Annotated in this window: 16 protein-coding genes, 1 other RNA gene and 1 other annotated feature; of the genes, 2 read left to right on the plus strand and 15 right to left on the minus strand. The window is 49.6% G+C overall.

The window, feature by feature from the left end; genetic code table 11:
- Positions 1-21: 21 nt before the first annotated feature.
- The 6 genes from NSQ19_RS09015 to NSQ19_RS09040 all read right to left on the minus strand — a co-directional run bounded on the left by NSQ19_RS09015 (position 22) and on the right by NSQ19_RS09040 (position 5976).
- Positions 22-789 (minus strand): tRNA threonylcarbamoyladenosine dehydratase, encoded by a 768-nt coding sequence (locus NSQ19_RS09015; protein ID WP_017552633.1) that lies wholly within the window; start codon positions 787-789, stop codon positions 22-24.
- Between the two features lie 73 nt (positions 790-862).
- Complete coding sequence (locus tag NSQ19_RS09020; protein ID WP_050808939.1) at positions 863-1798, minus strand: bile acid:sodium symporter family protein; 936 nt, start codon at positions 1796-1798, stop codon at positions 863-865.
- A gap of 108 nt (positions 1799-1906) precedes the next feature.
- A non-coding RNA gene (gene ssrS, locus NSQ19_RS09025) (6S RNA) lies at positions 1907-2091 on the minus strand.
- Between the two features lie 162 nt (positions 2092-2253).
- Positions 2254-4026 carry an aspartate--tRNA ligase gene (gene aspS / locus NSQ19_RS09030; RefSeq protein WP_328191910.1) on the minus strand — a complete coding sequence of 591 codons (1773 nt, stop codon included), beginning with the start codon at positions 4024-4026 and terminating at the stop codon, positions 2254-2256.
- Positions 4023-5306: a histidine--tRNA ligase gene (gene hisS, locus NSQ19_RS09035; protein WP_029141953.1), complete on the minus strand. Its 1284-nt coding sequence runs from the start codon at positions 5304-5306 to the stop codon at positions 4023-4025. Before hisS ends, aspS begins: the two co-directional genes overlap by 4 nt.
- Before the next feature lie 144 nt (positions 5307-5450).
- Positions 5451-5673, minus strand: a binding site (T-box leader).
- A 126-nt stretch (positions 5674-5799) separates the two neighbouring features.
- Positions 5800-5976: a hypothetical protein gene (locus NSQ19_RS09040; protein ID WP_328194377.1), complete on the minus strand. Its 177-nt coding sequence runs from the start codon at positions 5974-5976 to the stop codon at positions 5800-5802.
- Positions 5977-6113: 137 nt separating this feature from the next.
- On the opposite strand from NSQ19_RS09040, the gene NSQ19_RS09045 reads away from it, so the two are divergent.
- Positions 6114-7577, plus strand: coding sequence for an N-acetylmuramoyl-L-alanine amidase (locus NSQ19_RS09045; protein ID WP_340702736.1), 1464 nt, complete (start codon positions 6114-6116; stop codon positions 7575-7577).
- A 28-nt stretch (positions 7578-7605) separates the two neighbouring features.
- Here NSQ19_RS09045 and NSQ19_RS09050 read toward each other — a convergent pair whose 3' ends face one another.
- From NSQ19_RS09050 to NSQ19_RS09090, 9 genes are all read right to left on the minus strand, one after another.
- Positions 7606-9429, minus strand: a complete 1824-nt coding sequence (locus NSQ19_RS09050; RefSeq protein ID WP_340702737.1) for a DHA2 family efflux MFS transporter permease subunit — start codon at positions 9427-9429, stop codon at positions 7606-7608.
- A gap of 9 nt (positions 9430-9438) precedes the next feature.
- Positions 9439-10089: an HlyD family efflux transporter periplasmic adaptor subunit gene (locus tag NSQ19_RS09055; RefSeq protein WP_061575629.1), complete on the minus strand. Its 651-nt coding sequence runs from the start codon at positions 10087-10089 to the stop codon at positions 9439-9441.
- A 7-nt stretch (positions 10090-10096) separates the two neighbouring features.
- On the minus strand, positions 10097-10537 hold the full coding sequence (locus NSQ19_RS09060; protein ID WP_019720838.1) for a MarR family winged helix-turn-helix transcriptional regulator: 441 nt from the start codon (positions 10535-10537) through the stop codon (positions 10097-10099).
- Between the two features lie 182 nt (positions 10538-10719).
- Positions 10720-11160, minus strand: a complete 441-nt coding sequence (gene dtd / locus NSQ19_RS09065) for a D-aminoacyl-tRNA deacylase (RefSeq protein WP_019720839.1) — start codon at positions 11158-11160, stop codon at positions 10720-10722.
- A gap of 13 nt (positions 11161-11173) precedes the next feature.
- A complete protein-coding gene (locus NSQ19_RS09070) occupies positions 11174-13363 on the minus strand; it encodes a RelA/SpoT family protein (RefSeq protein WP_340702738.1) in 2190 nt (729 codons plus the stop codon).
- A 221-nt stretch (positions 13364-13584) separates the two neighbouring features.
- Complete coding sequence (locus tag NSQ19_RS09075) at positions 13585-14106, minus strand: adenine phosphoribosyltransferase (RefSeq protein ID WP_013859780.1); 522 nt, start codon at positions 14104-14106, stop codon at positions 13585-13587.
- Positions 14097-16460, minus strand: a complete 2364-nt coding sequence (gene recJ / locus NSQ19_RS09080) for a single-stranded-DNA-specific exonuclease RecJ (RefSeq protein ID WP_340702739.1) — start codon at positions 16458-16460, stop codon at positions 14097-14099. The genes NSQ19_RS09075 and recJ overlap by 10 nt, the downstream gene beginning before the upstream one ends.
- Before the next feature lie 88 nt (positions 16461-16548).
- The gene (secDF, locus tag NSQ19_RS09085) at positions 16549-18813 is read right to left on the minus strand and encodes a protein translocase subunit SecDF (protein WP_340702740.1); all 2265 of its coding nucleotides are present in this window, start codon (positions 18811-18813) and stop codon (positions 16549-16551) included.
- A gap of 157 nt (positions 18814-18970) precedes the next feature.
- Entirely contained in the window at positions 18971-19291 is a 321-nt protein-coding gene (locus NSQ19_RS09090; RefSeq protein ID WP_017552647.1) for a post-transcriptional regulator, read from the minus strand.
- Positions 19292-19393: 102 nt separating this feature from the next.
- Here NSQ19_RS09090 and spoVB point away from each other — a divergent pair, with 102 nt between their 5' ends.
- Positions 19394-20938 (plus strand): stage V sporulation protein B, encoded by a 1545-nt coding sequence (spoVB, locus tag NSQ19_RS09095; RefSeq protein ID WP_041819186.1) that lies wholly within the window; start codon positions 19394-19396, stop codon positions 20936-20938.
- Positions 20939-20955: the final 17 nt, after the last annotated feature.

The following is a 20955-nucleotide window of genomic DNA, read 5'->3' on the forward strand; positions in this document are numbered from 1 at the left end:
CATCTGGGATGCTTTCTTTTTTCAATGTTCATCTTTTACCCTTTTTACCGGGATGTCTTTCAAAATGTCACGGACAACGAAACTGGCCATAAACAGCCCTGCGGTGGACGGAACAAACGCATTGGATGATGGCGGCATTTTCGCTTTGCGGATTTCGGCTTCCTCATTTCCGACCACTTTGCGGACATCTTCGCGGATGACGATCGGGCTTTCGTCGGAAAACACGACCGGAATGCCTTTTTTGATGCCTTCTTTTCGCAGCTTCAGGCGTACAACGCGGGCAATCGGATCGGTGTGCGTTTCGGAAATGTCTGCGATGCGGAGGCGCGTCGGGTCCATTTTATTGGCCGCCCCCATGCTGGATATAATTTTGATCTTCCGTTTCAGGCATTCTTTCATTACATGCACTTTGTAAATTATCGTATCACTCGCATCCACCACATAATCCGGCTTGTAAGAGAAAAACTGTTCAGCCGTTTCTTCCGTATAGAACATTTTTAAAGAAATCACGTCACAATCCGGATTGATATCGGCAATCCGTTTTTTCATCAAATCGGCTTTCGCCTGCCCGACGGTGGAAAGCAGCGCCGGAATCTGGCGGTTAATATTTGTAATGTCAACATCATCTTTGTCAACCAGGATTAACCTTCCGATTGCCGACCGGGCCAGAGCTTCAACCGCAAACGAGCCCACGCCGCCGACCCCGAGAACAGCAACGGTGCTGTTTTTCAGCTTTTGCAGCCCTTCCTGCCCGATCGCCAATTCATTCCGTGAAAACTGGTGCAGCAATTTTCTCATCTCCAAACATACTCATTTCTTCCCTAGATTATCCAAAAACGGCCCGGAAAGCAAACCTTTATGTTCAGCTGCTTGCCGCCGGCTTTTCCGTTTTTTTATCCCTGTATACGCTCGAAAGCAACGTTCCGAAAAAAGATGCCAGCACCTGCTGAAAAAGCATGCCGGAGATGACGGGCAGCACAACCTGGGCCGGGAAAAAGGTGACGGCAATGACAGATCCGGCACTGATATTGCGCATGCCGCCGCTGTAAGTCAATGTCACGATCATGCTGCGGTCAAGATGGAACAAAGCGCCGATCAGCCAGCTTAATAAATAGCCGGAAGCCGAAATAAACAGCACGGTCAAAATAATAAATAGCACATGGGCATCCATTCCCCTGAGGTACGGCGATACGACCCCGCCGTTGATCATGACGACAAGAAACATGCCGATTTTGGAAAACGGGGAAAGCACTGAAGCGGCCTTCCGCTGGGTTTCAAGCTGTGTAAACTGGCTGAACAGGATGCCGAGCAAAGACGGGATGACGATCATCGTAAAAAGGTCCTGCATGAGCGGCCAACCCTCAATATGTACACGCTTGCCGACAAACAAGAGCAAAGTAAGCGGCACAACAACCGGCGACAGCAGGGTATCGATCAAAATGACGGTTAGAACAAGCGGAATATTCCCTTTTTGCATCATAACCCATACAAAACTTGTCACACCGGTCGGAATGGCAGCCGAAAGCAAAAACCCGGTTGTCGTCAGCGGGTGCCCGGAAAAAAGCAAATGCCCCGTTCCGTAAGCAAACAGGGGCATAAAAAGATGCAGCACCCCTAAAGCAAGCAAAACCGGAAATGGATGGCGGACAACCGCCCCGAGCTGCTTAAAGGTTGAGCCGATGCTCCCCGTAAAAGTCATAAAAGCAAACAGCCACGGCACTAAAAATAAAAGGCCCGTCAGCCGGTGCCCGATCACCATCCCGATGATTAAGCTTCCCGGGATAAAAATCGGCATCATTTTGCCAAGGAAACGGTTTGCGCGATCAAAAAACGAGAAACACACAAAAATTCCTTCTTTTCCAAAAAATAAAAAACCCTCTTTTTCTAAAAGAGGGAAAAGAGTGGAATGAGCCCCGGACGTGCCGTTCTTGCAATCCTCTGTTTTGATCCCGCTCTCGAGCAGGTGGGTGCCCTGCACCAGGCTTTATGCGTCCCCGCAAAGGGCATGCACGCCGTCTGGCGACTCCGGACTCCCGATAATGAAGTGTTCGGTCAAAACGATAGGAACATATACGAACACCCCAGGACTCATTCAACTTGTTTATATCATAGCATTTTTTTCACCCGTTTTCAAACGAAAAAAGGCCCGCGGGCGGCCCGCATTTTTCCCGTCCGTACGGGATAGCGGCAGCGGGCGCGTTTTTTCGCCAAGTGGCTGAAAAAATTTCATGCCCTTTTTTCCGGGTTTTTATATCATTTTTTTGCGTTTAATTTCAATTGCAGTTCATCCAGCTGCGCCTCGCTGACCGCGCCCGGTGCATCCGTCAGCAGGCAGCTGGCGCTGGCTGTCTTCGGAAATGCAATCGTGTCGCGCAGGTTGCTGCGGCCGGCAAGGAGCATGACAATCCGGTCAAGGCCGAGTGCGATGCCCCCGTGCGGCGGCGTGCCGTAATCAAACGCATCGAGCAAAAAGCCGAACTGGGACTGTGCCTGCTCTTTTGAAAAGCCGAGCGCCTTGAACATTTTTTCCTGGATATCCCGTTTATAAATCCGGAGCGATCCGCCGCCGAGTTCATATCCGTTCAATACAATATCATAGGCCTGCGCCTTTACGCTTGACGGATCGGTTTCCAGTTTCTCAATATCTTCTTCAAACGGCATCGTGAACGGATGGTGTGCCGCCGTATAACGCCCTGCTTCTTCGTCATATTCCAAAAGCGGCCAGTCCGTCACCCACAGGAAGTTGAATTTCGACTCGTCAATCAGGCCGAGTTCTTTGCCGAGCTTGTTCCTCAGCGCCCCGAGCGCATCGGCAACGACTGATTTTTTATCTGCCACAAACAGCAGCAAATCGCCCGTTTCTGCATTCGTCGCGGCCGCTATTTGCGATTGTTCCGCTTCTGTGAAAAATTTTGCGACCGGGCCCTTTAGCCCTTCGTTTTCCGCTTTCAACCAGGCAAGGCCTTTCGCGCCGTAACGTGCGGCAAATTCGCCGAGCGCGTCGATGTCTTTTCTCGAATATTTGCTTGCCGCCCCTTTTGCATTGATCGCTTTTACCTGCCCGCCCGAGGTGACGGCAGACGCAAATACTTTAAAACCGGCGTTTTTGACGATTTCGGATACATCAACCAGTTCCATGCCGAAGCGGGTATCCGGTTTATCCGATCCGTACCGGTTCATTGCTTCTTCGTAGGTCAGCCTTGGCAGCGGCGTTTCGATGTCAACATTTTTCACTTCTTTCATCAGCCGTTTGATCATTCTTTCCGTCATGGCCAAAATGTCTTCCTGGCTCATGAAACTTGTTTCAATATCAATTTGCGTAAATTCCGGCTGCCTGTCTGCACGCAAGTCTTCATCACGGAAACAGCGGGCAATCTGGTAATAGCGGTCAAAACCGGATATCATCAAAAGCTGCTTAAACAACTGCGGCGACTGCGGCAAGGCGTAAAATTCGCCAGGGTGCACTCGGCTCGGCACGAGATAATCACGGGCGCCTTCCGGGGTGCTTTTTGTTAAAACCGGGGTTTCTACTTCGATAAACCCTTCTTCATCGAGAAAGCCTCTGATCGACTTTGTAATCGCATGGCGCATTTTCATGGTTTCAAACATGACAGGGCGCCGCAAGTCGAGGTAACGGTATTTCAGGCGCACGTCTTCCGCCACATCCGTCTCGTTTTCAATCATAAACGGCGGGGTTTTTGCATTGTTGATGATCGCAAGGCGGTCGGCCTGAATTTCAATTTTGCCCGTTTTTAAGTTCGGATTTACCGTATTTTCGGAACGGGCGACGACTTTTCCCTCTACTTCGAGCACATACTCGTTCCTGACTTTTTCCGCAAGTTTAAAAGCTTCTTCAGAGACCGCTGTATTAAATACAATTTGGACGATGCCGGCGCGGTCGCGCAAATCGATAAAAATGAGGCCGCCCAAGTCGCGCCTTCTCTGTACCCATCCTTTCAGCACCACTTTTTCGCCAATTTGTTGTTCCGTTACATCACCGCAATAGTAAGAACGTCCTTCCATCATGCTTCCCCCCTGTTTGCCATATCTTTAAAGGCTGTAATAAACCCTTCAAGCGGCAGTTCTTTTTGTTCGCCTGTCGCCATATTTCTGACGCTTGCTTTCCCGGCCTGCAGCTCCGCTTCGCCGATGACCGCAACAAACGCGGCTTTCACCCGGTCCGCCGCTTTAAACTGTGCTTTCACTTTGCGGCCCAAATAATCCTGGTCGGCCGAGAATCCGGCCCTTCTTAATGCCTGGAGCAATTTAAAAGCAGCCGGTTTCGTCTCCTCGCCGATCGCGACAACATAGCAGTCCGTCCTGTGGCCGGCAGGAAGTTCGATGCCTTCCGCGTCCAGTGCCGCAAGCAGCCGTTCAATGCTTAGGGCAAACCCGATCCCCGGTGTTTCCGGCCCGCCCATTTCCTGCACGAGGCCGTTGTAACGCCCGCCGCCGCAAAGGGTGGTGATCGCGCCGAATCCTTCCGCATTGCTCATAATTTCAAAGCACGTATGCACATAGTAATCGAGGCCGCGCACAAGCCCGGGGTCAATTTCATAAGGGATGCCGAGCGTTGCGAGAAACTGCAAAACTTTATCAAAATAGGCTTTTGACGCATCGTTTAAATAATCCAAAATAGACGGTGCTGTTTTCATGAGCGGATGGTCATGGTCTTTTTTGCAGTCAAGAATGCGCAGCGGGTTTTGTTCAAGACGTTTTTGGCAGTCCGCGCAAAACTCCCCGATATGCGGTTTGAAATGATCAATCAGCGCTTCACGGTGCCTGAGCCGGCTTTCTTTATCGCCGAGGCTGTTGATCACAAGTTTGACATTTTTTAAACCAAGCTGTTTGTAAATGTCCATTGCGAGCGAAATGACTTCGGCATCGATGGCCGGGTCTTCGCTTCCGAGCGCTTCAACGCCGAACTGGACAAACTGGCGGAAGCGCCCTGCTTGCGGCCGTTCATAACGGAACATCGGGCCGTTGTAATACAATTTGACCGGCTGGACCGCGTTTCCGAACATTTTATGCCCGATAAAGGAACGGACGACAGGCGCTGTGCCCTCCGGCCGCAGTGTCAGGCTGCGCCCGCCCCTGTCATTGAATGTGTACATTTCTTTTTGGACGATATCCGTCGTGTCCCCGACCCCTTTTTGGAAAAGCTCGGTATATTCGAAAATCGGTGTCCGTATTTCCCGGTACTGATAGTTTTCACATATTTTTTTTGCGGTGTTCTCAATATAATTCCATTTTTCCACCTCGCCGGGCAGGATGTCCTGCGTGCCGCGCGGAATTTGAACGGTCATGGCGTACTCCTCCTTCTATTGCTGAAAAATGATGGGGTTCCATTTTTATCCTCCATGTCTAAAAAAATTAATATGAAGACGAGTATCCTCCTTCTCAGCCAATGTTTATGTAAAATAAAAAACCCCCGGTCCCTTGTCTTGTAAACAAGGGACGAGAGTTAAATTCCCGTGGTGCCACCCTAATTGAAGCGTCTGCTTCCACTTTTACAGTTAACGCCTGTAACGCCCGTCCCTACTGGATTTCCGTTCAGGACAGAACCTACAAAGTGTTCGTTCATTAAGCCGTTGCGCAGAAATGTTTTCAGCCCGGGACATTTCCTCTCTTTTCACACGGATCTTAATTACTCTTCTTTGTCATCGGTTTTGCCAATTTTACCATCTATTTTTATTATGTTACGCGTGGCACCGGCTGTTGTCAAGGCTGCCGGCAAAGTTTTTCCCCGGTTTGCGTTCAGCGCCTGAAAATGCCTTTTTTTCGGATCGGATTTTTTCATTATGAGCGCCCCAGCTTCTTTTTTAAAAGTTTCACGTCCCCTTTTGAAAGGCCGGGTTCGATTGCTGATTCAGCGTTGAACATTTCCTGTCCGTCAATTCCCGGATCCTGGAAATTGACGCCGTAAACTTGATTAAATACATTACCTGCTGTCATATTTTTATCCGCTGCTCTCAATGCCGTTCACTCCTTCTCGTTCCATCTTTTCTATTTTTCCCTTTTTTATTTTTTCTTACCCGAAAAAAGGAGTTTTTTTACGGAGCGCGAATAACAAATAGTGCATAATTTTCCAGACAGGGATGAGGGGTGGAGATGTGAAAAAACTTTTTTTCCGGCTGTTTTTCCTGGCACTCTTTTTTCAGATTGCACCCGGCGTGATCCATGCGAGGGCGGAAGAGGCCGGGACGGTGACGGTGACGCATGCGGCTGTCTACATCCGCAGCGGGCCCGGAGTGTCCTACCCGATCACAGGCAAAGCAGCCGAAAACGACACGTACACGGTTCTTCAAAAAGACGGGGATTGGTTTCAAATCCGCCTGCCGTCGGGAAATACGGGCTGGATTGCGGACTGGCTTGTGGAAACAGGCACCTCTTCCGCAAAACAAGCAGAACAAGGAAAAATCACCGCTGACCGCCTGCGCATCAGAAAAGCGCCGGACAAGTCCGCCGCAATCATTGGTACGCTTGAAAAAAACGCCGCTGTCACGGTTGCCAAGACGGAAGGCAGCTGGGTTTATATCGAAAGCGGCAATGTTTCAGGCTGGGCAGACAACCGGTATGTACAGACGGAAACAAACCGGGATGCCGGGAAAACGGTGGAAAACAATGTAAGCGCCGCGATTGTTGCCGCCTCCAGCCTGAATATCCGCCAGTCTCCTTCGCTTCAAAGCGAAACGGTGGCAACGGTGACATACGGGACGAGGCTGCAAATTACCGGAACCGACCACGGCTGGTATGAAGTCGAACTGGACGACGGCACGCACGGATGGGTCGCAGGCTTCTACGTGGCGCGCGAAAGCCAGGCAAAGCGCAGCAGTGAAGCAGAGGTGACCCTCCATTCCGGCACAAGCCTTTACAAAAGGCCCCAATCCAGCTCGGACACGGTGGGAACCGCCAAGGCAGGGGACCGTTTTCCCGTAGTTTCAGAAATGGACGGCTGGTATAAAATCAGGATGGAAAGCGGCATTTCAGCCTATATTCCGGCAAATGTCGCCCAAAAAAGCAATAAGACTGTAAAAAAAGGCATCAAGGGAAAGACGATTGTGCTTGATCCCGGGCACGGCGGAACGGATAACGGCACAACCGGCGCTTACGGCACGCTTGAAAAACTGGCGACGCTGAAAACGGCGAATGCCCTGTACGAAAAGCTGAAAAAAGCAGGCGCCCGCGTCATCCTTACCCGGAACAGCGATACGTACGTATCCTTGCCGGAAAGAACCGCCATCAGCAATACAAACCATGCCGATGCTTTTGTCAGCATTCATTTTGACAGCGCTGAAGATCCTCATACGCGCGGGCATACGACGTACTATTACCACGCGCAGGACTATAATTTCGCAAGGCTTGTCAATAACCAGATCACAAGCCGGCTCGGCACCGTTGACAGGGGCGTAAAATTCGGGGATTTCCATGTCATCCGTGAAAATACACAGCCAGCCATTTTGCTTGAACTCGGTTACTTGAGCAGCCCGGCTGAAGAAAAGCATATCGCGGAGAAATCTTTTCAAACGAAGGCGGTGGCCGGGATTTATAACGGGTTAAAAGCTTATTTTCAGTAAAAAAATGCCGGGGCATCCCCGGCATTTTTTATTTTTTAATGTTTGGCTGCGGCATTGCGCGTTTGATAAAGAACGACAAAATTAACGCAAACGCTGCGATCCCGGTCGCGACGAAAAAGGCATCGTTTATGCCGCTGATCGTCGCATTCACAACCGATTTTTGATATACAATATAGGAGCCAAGCACCTGTCCGTACTGGGAAGGCAGACCGGAAGCATGGGCCAGGCCCTGTCCGATGGCCGCAATTTTTTCAGACACATACGGGTTGAGGTTTGCATAGGCATTGACATAGTTTGCCGTATGGAAATCGGCACGAGTGGACATTACGGTTACGAGAAATGCCGTTCCGAGACTTCCGGCAACCGTACGGGCGGTGTTGGCCGCAGCCGTCCCATGGCTGGTCATATGAATTGGCAGCTGGTTCATCCCTTCTGTCATGATGGTCATCATAATGAAAGACATCCCAAAGCTGCGCAAAACATATAGGAACAACAAGTGGCCGTAGGAGGTCGTCATCGACAGCTTCGTAAATTCGTAAGTCGTCCAGACGGTGATAATCAAACCAAAGACAGCGAGCGGCCTTGCCCCCATCTTGTCAAACAGCCAGCCGGATATCGGCGACATAATCCCCATGATGATCGCCCCCGGCAGCATCAGCAAACCGGAATCAAGCGCTGTAAACCCGCGGATGTTTTGCAAATAAATCGGCAGCAAAATCATCCCGGCAAACATCGCCATATTCACCACCATGCTGACAATCGTCGTTAAAGTAAAGATATCATACTTGAATACACGCAAATCAAGCATCGGTTTTTCCGTCGTTAATTCCCGCCATACGAACAAAACAAGCGAGATAACGGCAATGATCAGGGAAATAACCACTTGTTTGCTGCTCCAGCCGTCATTTCCGGCTTCACTAAATCCGTACAGCAAAAATCCGAAACCGAGCGTGGAGAATATAATACCCGGAAAATCGATTTTCGGGTTTGTCGTTTTCATGACATCTTTCATCCATGCCAAAGTGACAAATATATCAATCACGCCGAACGGAATGACAATCCAGAACAAAATGTGCCAGTCGTAATGGCCGACCAGCCACCCTGACAATGTCGGGCCGATCGCCGGGGCGAAAATCATGGCAACCCCCATCATCCCCATCGCGCTACCGCGTTTTTCCGGCGGGAAGATGGTTAAGAACACCGTCATCATCAGCGGCATGATGATCCCGGCACCGGAAGCCTGGACAATGCGCCCGAGCATCAGGATCGAGAAGTTTGTCGAAATGGCGCAAAAAACCGATCCGGCCGTAAAGAGGGAAACGGCTGTAATCAGCATTTTCCGCGTGCCCCATTTACTGATCATAAATGCCGTAACCGGAACAAGGATCCCGTTTACAAGCATATATCCGGTTGACAGCCATTGCACCGTATTTGCCGTCACATTCAAGTCGTTCATAATATGCGGAATGGCGACATTCAAAAGCGTTTGGTTCAAAATCGCCACAAATGCCCCGAGCATCATGGCAGCAACAATTTTCCCCCTGCCGTGCCCTTCTTCCACTTCCCGAGGAACAGCTCGACTGGGCGCTTCCGCCGGACGTTTTTCGCCGTCCGTTCCGGCGCGGCGCGTTTCCATTTTTTCTGGCCGTGCCGCCAATCCTTCATCTGTTTTTGCCGACACCTGCGTTTCCGCTTTTTCAGGCGGTGCAGGCATTGTTTCCATTTCCGGCACCCGCTTGTCAAGAAGCGGGCTTTCCATCTTTTTCTTCCTTCCCCTGTTCCTTAATATGAGATTCAGGACAAGAAGGACAATGACCGATAAAAGAACATAACCTGCGATAAATTTTCCCATCGGATTCACCTACTTATGAATGCGCACAGTCACGTTCATGCCCGGAACCAGGTCCAGCCCGCCATAGCTGTCAAGTTTAACTTTAACAGGAATGACCTGTGTTTCTTTCGTATAATTGCCGGAGCTTCTGTCCGTCGGCATCAGGGAGAACGTGCTGGCAGTCGCTTTTCCGATTGAATCGACAGTTCCTGTCAGTCTGGTGTTCGGATAGGCATCCACGTACACGTCAACGTCCTGACCGGTTTTCACGTCATTGAGATCCGTTTCTTTTACTTCAGCGGTGACAAACAAGCTGTCCAAATCATAGCTTTGTGCAAGCGTTGTGCCGGCTGCAACATACGTATTCGCAACCGCGGAATTTTTCACGATCGTGCCATCCGCCGGCGCTTTAATATCCATTTTCACCGTATTGGCGCCGTTTTGTACTTCAACTGTGCCGACTTTATCCCCTTTGGTAAAAGCCTTCCCTTCTTTGCCATCCCATGAAACGAGTTTGCCGGTTGCAGGGGAAGCGATGGTGACCGACTGGCCGTCAATATAGGCATTATCGGTTGTGACATAGCTGACCGAGCGGTTGTAAAAATAATATCCGGTAAAACCGCCGCCAACGAGAATAACAAGAATAATAATATTGATCAAAATCATCCGCCTTGCGTTCATAAAAAGTTTACTCCTCCTCAGATGTTAAAATTTCCAGCATTTCGTTGTGAAGCCTTAACAGATTTTCCAACTCCGCTCCATAACGTTCTGTGATCAGGTCCATTTTTTGTTTCAGCACTGTATTGCCGCCCATAAACGCTTTGAGCTTGCTTCTCCCTTTTTCGGTCAAACAGAGGACAACGGCTCTCCGGTCATCCTTGGATGATAACCTGTTAACAAATTCCTGCTGCACAAGCCTGTCGACAATGCCGCTGACCGTGCTGTTCGTTAAATAAAGGCTGTCCGCCAGCTCATTTAATCGCATATTGGGATGAAGCGCGATGGCATTCAGCGCAAACATTTGCATCGCGGTTAAACCGTGCTGTTCCGCGTCTTTCGCGGCCAAACGAAAAATGGCTTTATTCAGCCTGAAAAGCGATTTTAACAAATCATATGAACCGTTCTCCATGTATCCCCCTTCCTTTAACCTTTAAATGATTCTTTGCGAAATAATTCGAATCCGAATTATTAACGCTATCTATCTTTGCATATCCAAAGTACAATTGTCAACTATATTACACCAAAACTTTTTTGGAAACGTTTTTATTTTGTGAAAAAGAAAAACCCCAGATTTTTCGGGGTTTTAGCTGTTTATTTGCTTTCCAAAATGAGCGTAACCGGCCCGTCATTTACCAGCCGGACATCCATCATCTCCCCGAATCTGCCGGTTTCGACATGGACCCCCATTTCTTCAAGCTTCCGGTTAAACAGATGGTAAAGCTTTTCCGCCTGTCCGGGCTTTGCCGCCGCCATAAAATTCGGGCGCCGCCCTTTCCGGCAATCGCCGTATAAAGTAAATTGGGAAACCGACAAAATGTCCCCGCCGGTATCCAAAAGCGACAAGTTCATTTTTCCCTGTTCATCTTCAAACACGCGGAGATGGACGATTTTGTCGGCGAGATAGGCTGCATCTTTTTCGGTATCCTCGTGCGTTACGCCGACAAGGAGGACAAGGCCTTTTGTAATGCTTCCTGCCACTTCTCCGCCTACAGTGACGCATGCTTCCTTGCTGCGTTGCAAAACAACCCGCATTTTTCTGGCTCCTTTAACTCATGATCCTTCTGACTGAATAAATATCCGGAATATGTTTAATTCTTTCCACGACCCGGTGCAGATGGCTGATGTTCTGAATGGAAATCGACATGATAATCGTAGCCATTTTGTTGCGGTCAGTGCGCCCGCTGACGGCTGAAATATTCGTTTTCGTTTCATTGACCACCTGCAGGACTTCATTGAGCAGGCCGCGGCGGTCGTACCCGGTAATTTCAATGTCGACATTATACTCTTTCCGGTCGGCCGCATCCGTCTCCCATTCGACCGGGATAAGCCGGTTTTGCGCCTCTTCGTTCTGCACGTTCGGGCAGTCGGCACGGTGGACGGAAACGCCTCTGCCTTTCGTGATAAAGCCGACAATTTCATCGCCCGGCACCGGGTTGCAACATTTCGAAAGGCGGATCAGTAAATTGTCGACGCCCTTCACGTGTACGCCTGCATCCTTTTTCCGGTGCTTTGCGGCCGGTTTCTGCTCGGAGACAATCTCCTTAATCGTTTCTTCGGAATCCCGCTGCTTCCGCCATTTTTCCGTCAGCCGGTTGGCGATTTGGCTTGCGGTGATCCCGTTGTACCCGACAGCAGCATACATATCATCTTCATTGGCAAAATTAAATTTTTCGGCAACTCTTTTGATATTGTCGGCTGCCATCACTTCTTTTACGTCGAATTCCATCGCCCGGATTTCTTTTTCCACCATCTCGCGGCCTTTTTCAATATTTTCTTCTTTCCGCTGGCGTTTGAAAAACTGGCGGATTTTGTTTTTCGCCTGCGATGTCTGGGCAAGGTTCACCCAGTCGAGGCTCGGCCCGTATGAGTGTTTTGAAGTGAGGATTTCGACAATATCGCCGGTTTTTAACTGGTAATCGAGCGTCACCATTTTGCCGTTGACTTTCGCGCCGATCGTCTTGTTGCCGATTTCCGAGTGGATCCGGTAGGCAAAATCAATTGGGACGGACCCGGACGGCAGTTCAATGACATCCCCTTTAGGCGTAAAGACAAACACCATGTCGGAAAACAGGTCGATTTTCAGCGATTCCATGAATTCTTCCGCATTATTGGTGTCATTTTGAAATTCTAGAATTTCGCGGAACCACGTCAATTTTTTCTCAAAAGACGTTTTCTCATTGACCGTTTTTCCTTCTTTATATGCCCAGTGTGCGGCAACCCCGTATTCGGCAATGCGGTGCATTTCAAACGTCCGGATCTGCACTTCAAGCGGTTCGCCTTTTGGCCCGATCACCGTCGTATGGAGCGACTGGTACATGTTCGGCTTTGGCATTGCAATATAGTCTTTAAACCGGCCCGGCATCGGTTTCCAGCATGTATGGATCACACCGAGCACAGCATAACAGTCTTTGATGCTTTTCACAATAATCCTTACGGCAAGCAAGTCATAAATTTCGTTAAATTGCTTATGCTGCTGGACCATTTTCCGGTAAATTGAATAAATATGCTTCGGCCTGCCGGAAATTTCCGATTTGATGCGAATATCCGCAAGCCGTTCCTTCACTTCTTCAATGACATTTTGCAGGTACTGTTCACGCTCGGCGCGCTTCCGCTTCATCAAATTCACAATCCGGTAGTATTGCTGGGGATTTAAATAACGGAGCGAGGTGTCCTCAAGCTCCCATTTGATGGCGGAAATGCCGAGGCGGTGGGCGAGCGGCGCAAAAATTTCGAGTGTTTCATTCGCGATCCGCCGCTGTTTTTCGGGGGGAAGATGTTTCAATGTGCGCATATTGTGCAGCCGGTCTGCGAGTTTGATCAAAATGACGCGGATATCCTGCGCCATCGCGACAAACATTTTCCGGTGGTTTTCCGCCTGCTGCTCTTCGTGCGATTTATACTTAATCTTCCCGAGTTTCGTTACCCCGTCAACAAGCATCGCCACTTCATCGTTAAATTCTTCACGGAGTTCGTCAAGTGTCACATCTGTATCTTCCACAACGTCATGCAGAAAACCTGCTGCTACCGTTGAAGGATCCATCTCCAAATCCGCCAGTATCCCAGCAACCTGAATCGGGTGAATGATATACGGCTCCCCCGATTTGCGCTTCTGGCCTTCATGCGCTTTACTGGCGAACGCACAGGCATGCCGCACCATTTCAACATGTTCGTCGTTTAAATATTGTTTTGTCCTGTCAATGACGTCTTCGGCGATCATTATTCGGTCATTCGCCATAAAAAAATCACCTTTAAACTGGAATATATGAATCGATGATTGCAATATCATATTGTCATTATTATCATGAAAAAAAAGAAGATTGTAAAGCAAATGACACAGAATGGAAGAAATTTGGCGAAAAAAGACGGTTTTTCCCGGTACAGACAAAACCATCCCGTCATTTCATCCGGATGAAGGATAAATAAAGAAACCGACAATTTTGCCGATTTCCTTACAGTTTATTCATTCTCGTATTCCATCAGGGTGAGGATATCATAGCCCTTCAATTTATCGCGGCCGTGCAAATAATTCAGTTCAATTAAAAAAGCAAGGCCGGCTACAACCCCGCCCAGTTCTTCAACAAGCCGGATGGTTGCTTCCATCGTGCCGCCTGTTGCCAAAAGATCGTCCGTAACCAAAACGCGCTGGCCTGGCCTGATCGCATCTTTATGGATCGTGAGCACCGCTTTCCCGTATTCGAGATCATATTCCGCACGGATCGTTTCCCGCGGCAGCTTGCCTTCTTTGCGGACCGGGGCAAAGCCGACGCCAAGTTCGTATGCGACCGGGCAGCCGATAATAAAGCCGCGCGCTTCAGGGCCGACGACGAGATCAATATGTTTGTCTTTCGCATACTGGACGATCTGGTCCGTCGCATATTTAAACGCCTCTCCATCATTCATCAAAGGCGTCACATCCTTAAACATCACGCCTTTCTTAGGCCAGTCGGGGACGAGTGCAATATATTGTTTTAAATCCATTTTGCTGTTTCCTCCTCATACTGTACAGCAGGCTTGATCATTTGGTCAAACCACATCTTCAGCTCATGGAAAGATGAGTACAGCAGGTCCTTTTCCATTTGATATTGTGCCAGTTTTTTCTGATACGTAAAAGATTCCTTTAAATCGCGTTTTTGTTTGGCTGCTTTCAGGGAAATAAATCCATCCTTTATTGTAACAAAATCAAGTTCAAAAAACACCTGCGAAATAAAATCGATCGTATTTCTCGACCAGCCGCGGTAAGCCGCCAGCTCATCCCCGTGCCGCTTCAGGTTGAACGTTTTCCTTTTTGCAAGAAAAGCGTAAAACCATTTAAAATGTTCGCGCGTCGGAAACGTGCTGAAAAAGTGGTTCCCGGCATGGTAAAAATACGCATAAATCCTGGCCGGCGCACCGCCTTCAAGCAGTGCCGCCATCATCTTCGGGCCTGGCGGAAGATCAAGAAACACAATATTTTTATTTGCCGGGTCAAATGCCCTTGCCTCTTCCATTGTCGCCACCGGCACAAGGCGGACGGAAAAATCCGGCAGCGACAGTTTCCGCAATGTTTCTTTTTGGAACACAACAAAAGCCTGGCCATCTTCCGGGACGTGCCCGACCCATTGCTTTAAAGGCCTGTTGCCCCTGAAATCAAACAATTGCCAGTTTGTGATTTTGATGTCCTTTACCATCATTTGCGGCTTGCGGATATTATTCCATTCATTGATGGACAGTTCCCCGACAACCGATATGCAGGCAGAAGGGGAAATATGCGGGGCAAGATTTCCGAGCCCGAAGCCGACTCCATCGAGCGTTGTGCCGTTTTTGGAAAGCGCCAATTTCAAATGTTTCCCGTCTGCGCCGATCGCCCGGATTTGCGGGCAATAGGCCCCATCCAGCAACAGAAGCGGCTTCGGATTCGCCGTGCCAAACGGCGAGAGCAATGCCATTTCGCGGATCGCTTCCATCCCGGCTTCTTCTATGGAAATTTCAGCGCTGATGTTCGTAACCGGCACAAACATCTCATCCGGCAATGCCGCGGCCTGTTCGTTCAGCCGGCGCCGCAGTTCATCCACATCGGATAAAGAAAGCGTCATCCCCGCCGCCATCGGATGCCCGCCAAAATGCGGCAAAATATCCCTGCATTTCGATAATTCGTTAAACATATGGAAGCCGTCAATACTGCGCGCCGATCCTTTTGCCAGCCCTGTTTCCAGATCAAAGCTGAGCACAATCGCAGGCCGGTAAAAGCGTTCTGTAAGGCGCGAGGCGGCAATGCCGATTACACCGGCATTCCATCCTTCTTTCCCGACAACAAGGACACGCGCCCCCTTTTCCACTTCTTCTTCCACCATTTCGATTGCTTCATTTGTCATCTCGTTTACGATTTTTTGCCGTTCTTTATTGAGCCCGTCAATCGTTTCAGCGAGCATCCCGGCTTCTTCTGCGTTTTCGGTCATCAGCAGTTCTGCTGCCGGTGCCGCATGTTGCAGGCGCCCGGCCGCATTTAAGCGCGGGGCGAGCACAAAGCCGATTGTTTCTTCGTTAATCTCTTCCTGGCGGATATCCGCACACCGACACAGCGCCGCAAGCCCCGGCCGCTTTGTTGTTCTCAGCCGTTTGATGCCGTTTGCGGCAATCAGCCGGTTTTCATCCAATAGCGGCACAAGATCCGCGACCGTCCCGATAGCGGTCAGTTCTTCAAGTTGTTCCGGCACTTTGCCGTACAGCGCATGGGCGACTTTAAAAGCGACGCCTGCGCCCGACAGTTCCCGGAACGGGTATGTACTTTCCGGATGCTTCGGATGGACGATGGCAAAAGCTTCCGGCAACACCGGCCCGGGTTCGTGATGGTCCGTAATAATGAGCGGGATCCCCAGTTCGCGGGCCACTTCCGCTTCGTGGACAGCGGCAATACCGGTGTCCACGGTAATGATCAGCTGGAATCCTTCTTCAGCCGCCCGCCGGAAAGCCGCCTCATTTGGCCCGTACCCTTCTTTAAACCGGTCCGGGATATAAAATTCCGCACGGGCGCCAAGATCGTTTAAAACGGCCATCATGATCGCGGTGCTCGTTACGCCGTCCGCATCGTAATCGCCGAAGACGAGAACCGGCTCTTCCCTTTTAATCGCTTCGCGGATACGGGCGGCTGCTTTTTCCATATCATGCAGCAAAAACGGATCATGGTATTCTGCCCCTTCATGGAATAAAAAAGACCGCGCTTCTTCAACATCCGTTATGCCGCGGTTTACAAGCAATTTTGAAACAAGTGGCGAAACGTTCAATTGTTGCGAGATCGTTGCGGCTGCCTCCGGATCGGTTTCCGGCACCCGCCACCTTGTTCTTGACTGCAGCATATCCCCACCTCTTTCACAATACTTTATTATAACGTTTCGGAGGAAAACTGTCATTACAAAAAATGCAGGCTTTTCGCCTGCATTTTTCTTATACTTGCGGTTCATCCGCGCGGGTGCGCCGCGCTTTTTGAATGAGAATGGAGCCGTGTTTTTTCAGCTGCCGTTTTTTCAGTACAAACCAGATTTGTGCGGCAATGAAAACAGACGAGTATGTCCCGGTAATTAACCCGACAATCAGCGCGATCGAGAAATTTCGGATCGATTCGCTGCCGAAAATGGCGAGAGCCACGGACGTCATCAGCACGGTCAAAACGGTATTGACCGACCGGGCCAGTGTCTGGCGGATCCCGGCATTGACAATATCATGGATTTCCTTCGCCGTTTTAATTTTCCGCCGCCGGTTTAAATTGTCGCGGATCCGGTCGAATGTGACAATCGTATCGTTGATGGAATAACCGACAATCGTCAGGACCGCCGCAATGAAGGTGACGTCGACCTCGAGCCTTGTGATGCTGAAAAAGGCGATCATGAAAAAGACGTCATGGAAGAGCGCCACGATGGAGGCAACCCCCATTCTCCATTCAAACCGGAAGGCCACGTAAATAATGATGCCGACTGCCGCCAACAGCAAAGAATACACGGCGCTTAAGGCCAGCTCTTTTCCGACTGTCGGTGAAACGGAGCTGATGCTCGGGCTCTTTCCGTATTTCTCTGTAAAATACTGGTTGATTTTTGTGCTCTTCTCTTTGTCGCTGAACGAGCCTTTCACCCGGATCACGGCATGATGCCGGTTGGCCCCCTGCATCACAATATCTTCTGATTTCAAATGCAAATGGTCGAGGTCGCGCTGAATCTCCTGCTGGCTGAGCGCATGGTTTGAACTGACTTCAATGCGCGTCCCGCTCGAAAAATCAATGCTCAGATTCAGTTTGAAAATCGAAAGGAGAATAAACCCGCCGATGATCAGCACAGCTGAAATCGCAAAGAAAATATTGCGGTGCTTGACAAAGTCGTACCAGTCAAACTTTGTTTTCAAATCATGCGTATCAACGTTTTCAGCAATATCGTGGATCGCCGATTTTTTCACGCCGAACCAGTGCGGCCGTTTTTTCAGGAAATTGCTGTTTACCCAGAGGCCGAGCAGCCATCTGGAACCGTAAACAGCCGTCAGAAAGCTCAGCAGAATACTGATAATTAATGTTGTCGCAAATCCCCTGATTGAACTTGTCCCGAAATAAAAGAGAATGATGGCCGCAAGAATGGTCGTGATGTTGGAATCAAAAATGGCCACGAACGATGACTTGTTCCCCGCCCGGAACGCCGATTTCACACTTTTGCCGACGCGCAGTTCTTCTTTGATCCGCTCATAGGTGATAATATTGGCGTCGACCGCCATCCCGACCCCGAGGACAAGCGCAGCAATCCCGGGAAGCGTCAGTACCGCGCCCATTAAACGATAAACGAGCAAAATCAGGAAAATATAAACGGACAGCGTAATGCATGCGATAAAACCCGGAAAACGGTAGTAGCCGATCATAAAGAGAAAAATGGCTGCAACGCCGATTATTCCGGCAAGAATTGTATCATGCAGCGCTTCCTGGCCGAAAGACGCGCCGACAGATGTCGAATAGATTTCGTGCAGCTTCACCGGAAGCGCCCCTGCATTCAGCAGGTCTGCAAGATTGGACGCCTCTTTTACCGTAAAGTTCCCGGTAATTTCAACCTGGTCTGTATTTAAAACAGAATTTACACTCGGATTTGACAAAAATTTCGGATTTTTCTTTGCCACTTCTTTTTTATAGGAATCGCCTTTTTGAAAGTCCATCCAAATGACAAGCTGGTTGTTCGGCGCCATCGCCAGGATTTTTTTCGTGACATTGGCAAACTTTTTCCGGCTCTTTAACTGCAGGACAACATCCGGTTTGCCGTTCTGGTCAAATGACTGTTTCGCTTTACCCTGTACAAGGTCCGTCCCGTCCATCATCACTTTGTCATTGACGTCACGGAAAGTTAGGTTCGCGGTTGTCGAAAGCATCTTTCTCGCTTCGTTCTGGTCTTTCACCCCGGCAAGCTGGACGCGGATCCGGTTGTTGCCTTCGACTGAGATCTGCGGTTCGCTGACGCCAAGGGCATTCACGCGCCGGTCCAAAGCGGCTGCCGTATCCGCAAGCGCGGCTTTATCAATCTTCTGCCCTTTTTTGACCGGTTCCACTTTGTAAAGCACTTCAAACCCGCCCCGTAAATCAAGGCCAAGGTTAATTTTTTTCACAACTTTATCCGTCGTTCCTCCTATTAATCCCGCAAACAGCAGGACAATGAGAAAGAAGGCAACGATGCGGCTCCTTTTCACCATTATGTACAGCCTCCTAGCAAATCAAAACATGTAGCATGCCGAAAATACATGCTTCCGGCAATATCATTTCTATTATGATGCAGGGCAAAAAGCGTGTCAATTTTTCTTATTATTCCGCATGCAGCAGCAGGATGCCCGGTTTTGCTTATTTGCCCGCCTATTCTTCCGTCCTTTCCCCGTTAAAAAGCGCATCCAGCTCCTTTTCGTCCAGCTCAGCAAACCAGTTTGGCGAACGGTAAGCTTCCACGGTTTTAAAACTCATCAAATCGCCGGGCTTAACCGTTAAAACGTCGGAAACAAGCGCATACATGCGGACATGCGCCGGATCCGGATTTTTCCACACTTTCCGGATTAAATATTCCCAGACATCCCTTGCTTCAAAAGACCCGTAGCCGAAGACGGCTAGTTCTTCCGCCTTGCTTTTAACCGCAGGTTCAAGTTTTTTATAGTATTTTTCATACGGATGGCGGTCCTTCACACGTTCTGCCCCTTTCCTGAGCATTGATGTATTCTTGTCCATTACCGTGCATATACATCATTGTATAGGAAAATTGCAGATTTGAGAAGGCAGGTTAACAGAATGTCCAAGTTTTTAAGGGGAACGATTATATTGCTCGCCGCAGGTTTTGTAACAAGGGTGCTTGGATTTATCAACCGGATTGTCATTGCCCGGTCGCTCGGGGAAACGGGCGTCGGGCTCCATCAGATGGCTTTCCCGACCTTAATGCTCGTCATTACGGTAACCCAGCTCGGGCTGCCGGTCGCGATCTCGAAATGCATTGCCGAAGCAGACGCGGTCGGAGACAGGGTAAAAATCAAGAAGATCCTTGTCATTTCCTTAACGGTTACCATTTCGCTGTCGGCCGTTTTTACGCCCGGGCTGATTTTACTGGCGCCGTATCTGGCTGACCATTTATTCACAGATCCGCGCGTCTATTACCCGCTTGCCGCCATCACGCCAATTATCCCGATTGTAGCGGTTTCCGCTGTATTGCGCGGCTATTTCCAGGGGAAGCAAAACATGAAGCCTTTTGCCGTCTCACAGGTCATCGAGCAAAGTGTGCGGATTATGCTGATTGCGTTTTTTGCCAATTTGCTTCTGCCGTACGGGATTGAATATGCGGCAGCCGGCGTAATGTTTGCATCCATATTGGGCGAACTGTCATCCCTTCTTTATATGTTTACGATGTTTAAATTGAAAAAGCAGATCCGCGTCCGCAAACATTTTTTCAAAGCCGTAAAATCAGGGAAAGACACGTTTTACGAACTGATGCGCGTGGCGGTTCCGACCGTCTGGAGCCGGCTGATCGGCAATTTCTCCTGGTTCCTCGAGCCGATTGTCGTCTCCCACTGCCTTGCCCTTGCCGGTGTCGCTTCACATCTTGCAACAAAACAGTACGGTTCTTTAACCGGCTTTGCCATGCCGCTGTTGATGCTGCCGTCTTTTGTGACGGTTTCCTTGTCAACCGCCCTTGTGCCTGCGATCAGCGAAGCCAATTCAAGGAAAAATGCCAGGCTTGTTGAACACAGGCTCCAGCAGGCATTGCGTTTTTCCCTTTTAACCGGCGGCATCTCGGTTGTCATCCTGTATGTCTTTGCGGAACCGCTCATGCAGGCGATGTACGGGACGGCAAACGGGGCACAGTTTATCAAAATCATGGCGCCGTTTTTTATTTTTCAAGCATGCCAGGCACCGCTCCAGGCCGCACTGCAGGCAATGGATCTGGCAAAAGCGGCGATGATCAACAGCATCATCGGGGCAGTCGTGAAATTGGGCACCATTTTTGTCCTTGCTTCCCGACCGGAGTTCGGGATCAACGGCGCCGCGATCGGCATCATGGCGGGAATGGTGCTTGTGACCTTTCTTCATTTTGCAACCGTTTTGAAAAAAATCCAGTTTACCCTGTATGTCCATGACTGGGCCAAGCTTCTGGCTGTTTCGGTCGTTTCCGGCGCATTCGGGCACTGGTGGTTCACCGGTATAATGGCGCAAGACGCATCTTTCCTGCGGCTTTTAGCGGGCATTTGTTTGACCGTGGCTGTTTATGCTCTGCTGCTTGTGATGACAAAATTGATCCGCCGGTCCGATCTCATGTATGTTCCAATCCTGAATAAATGGCTATAAAAAGAGCAATAGGCCCT

Source organism: Weizmannia sp. FSL W8-1119, from assembly GCF_038008605.1.
GTDB lineage: Bacteria > Bacillota > Bacilli > Bacillales > Bacillaceae_C > Weizmannia > Weizmannia coagulans.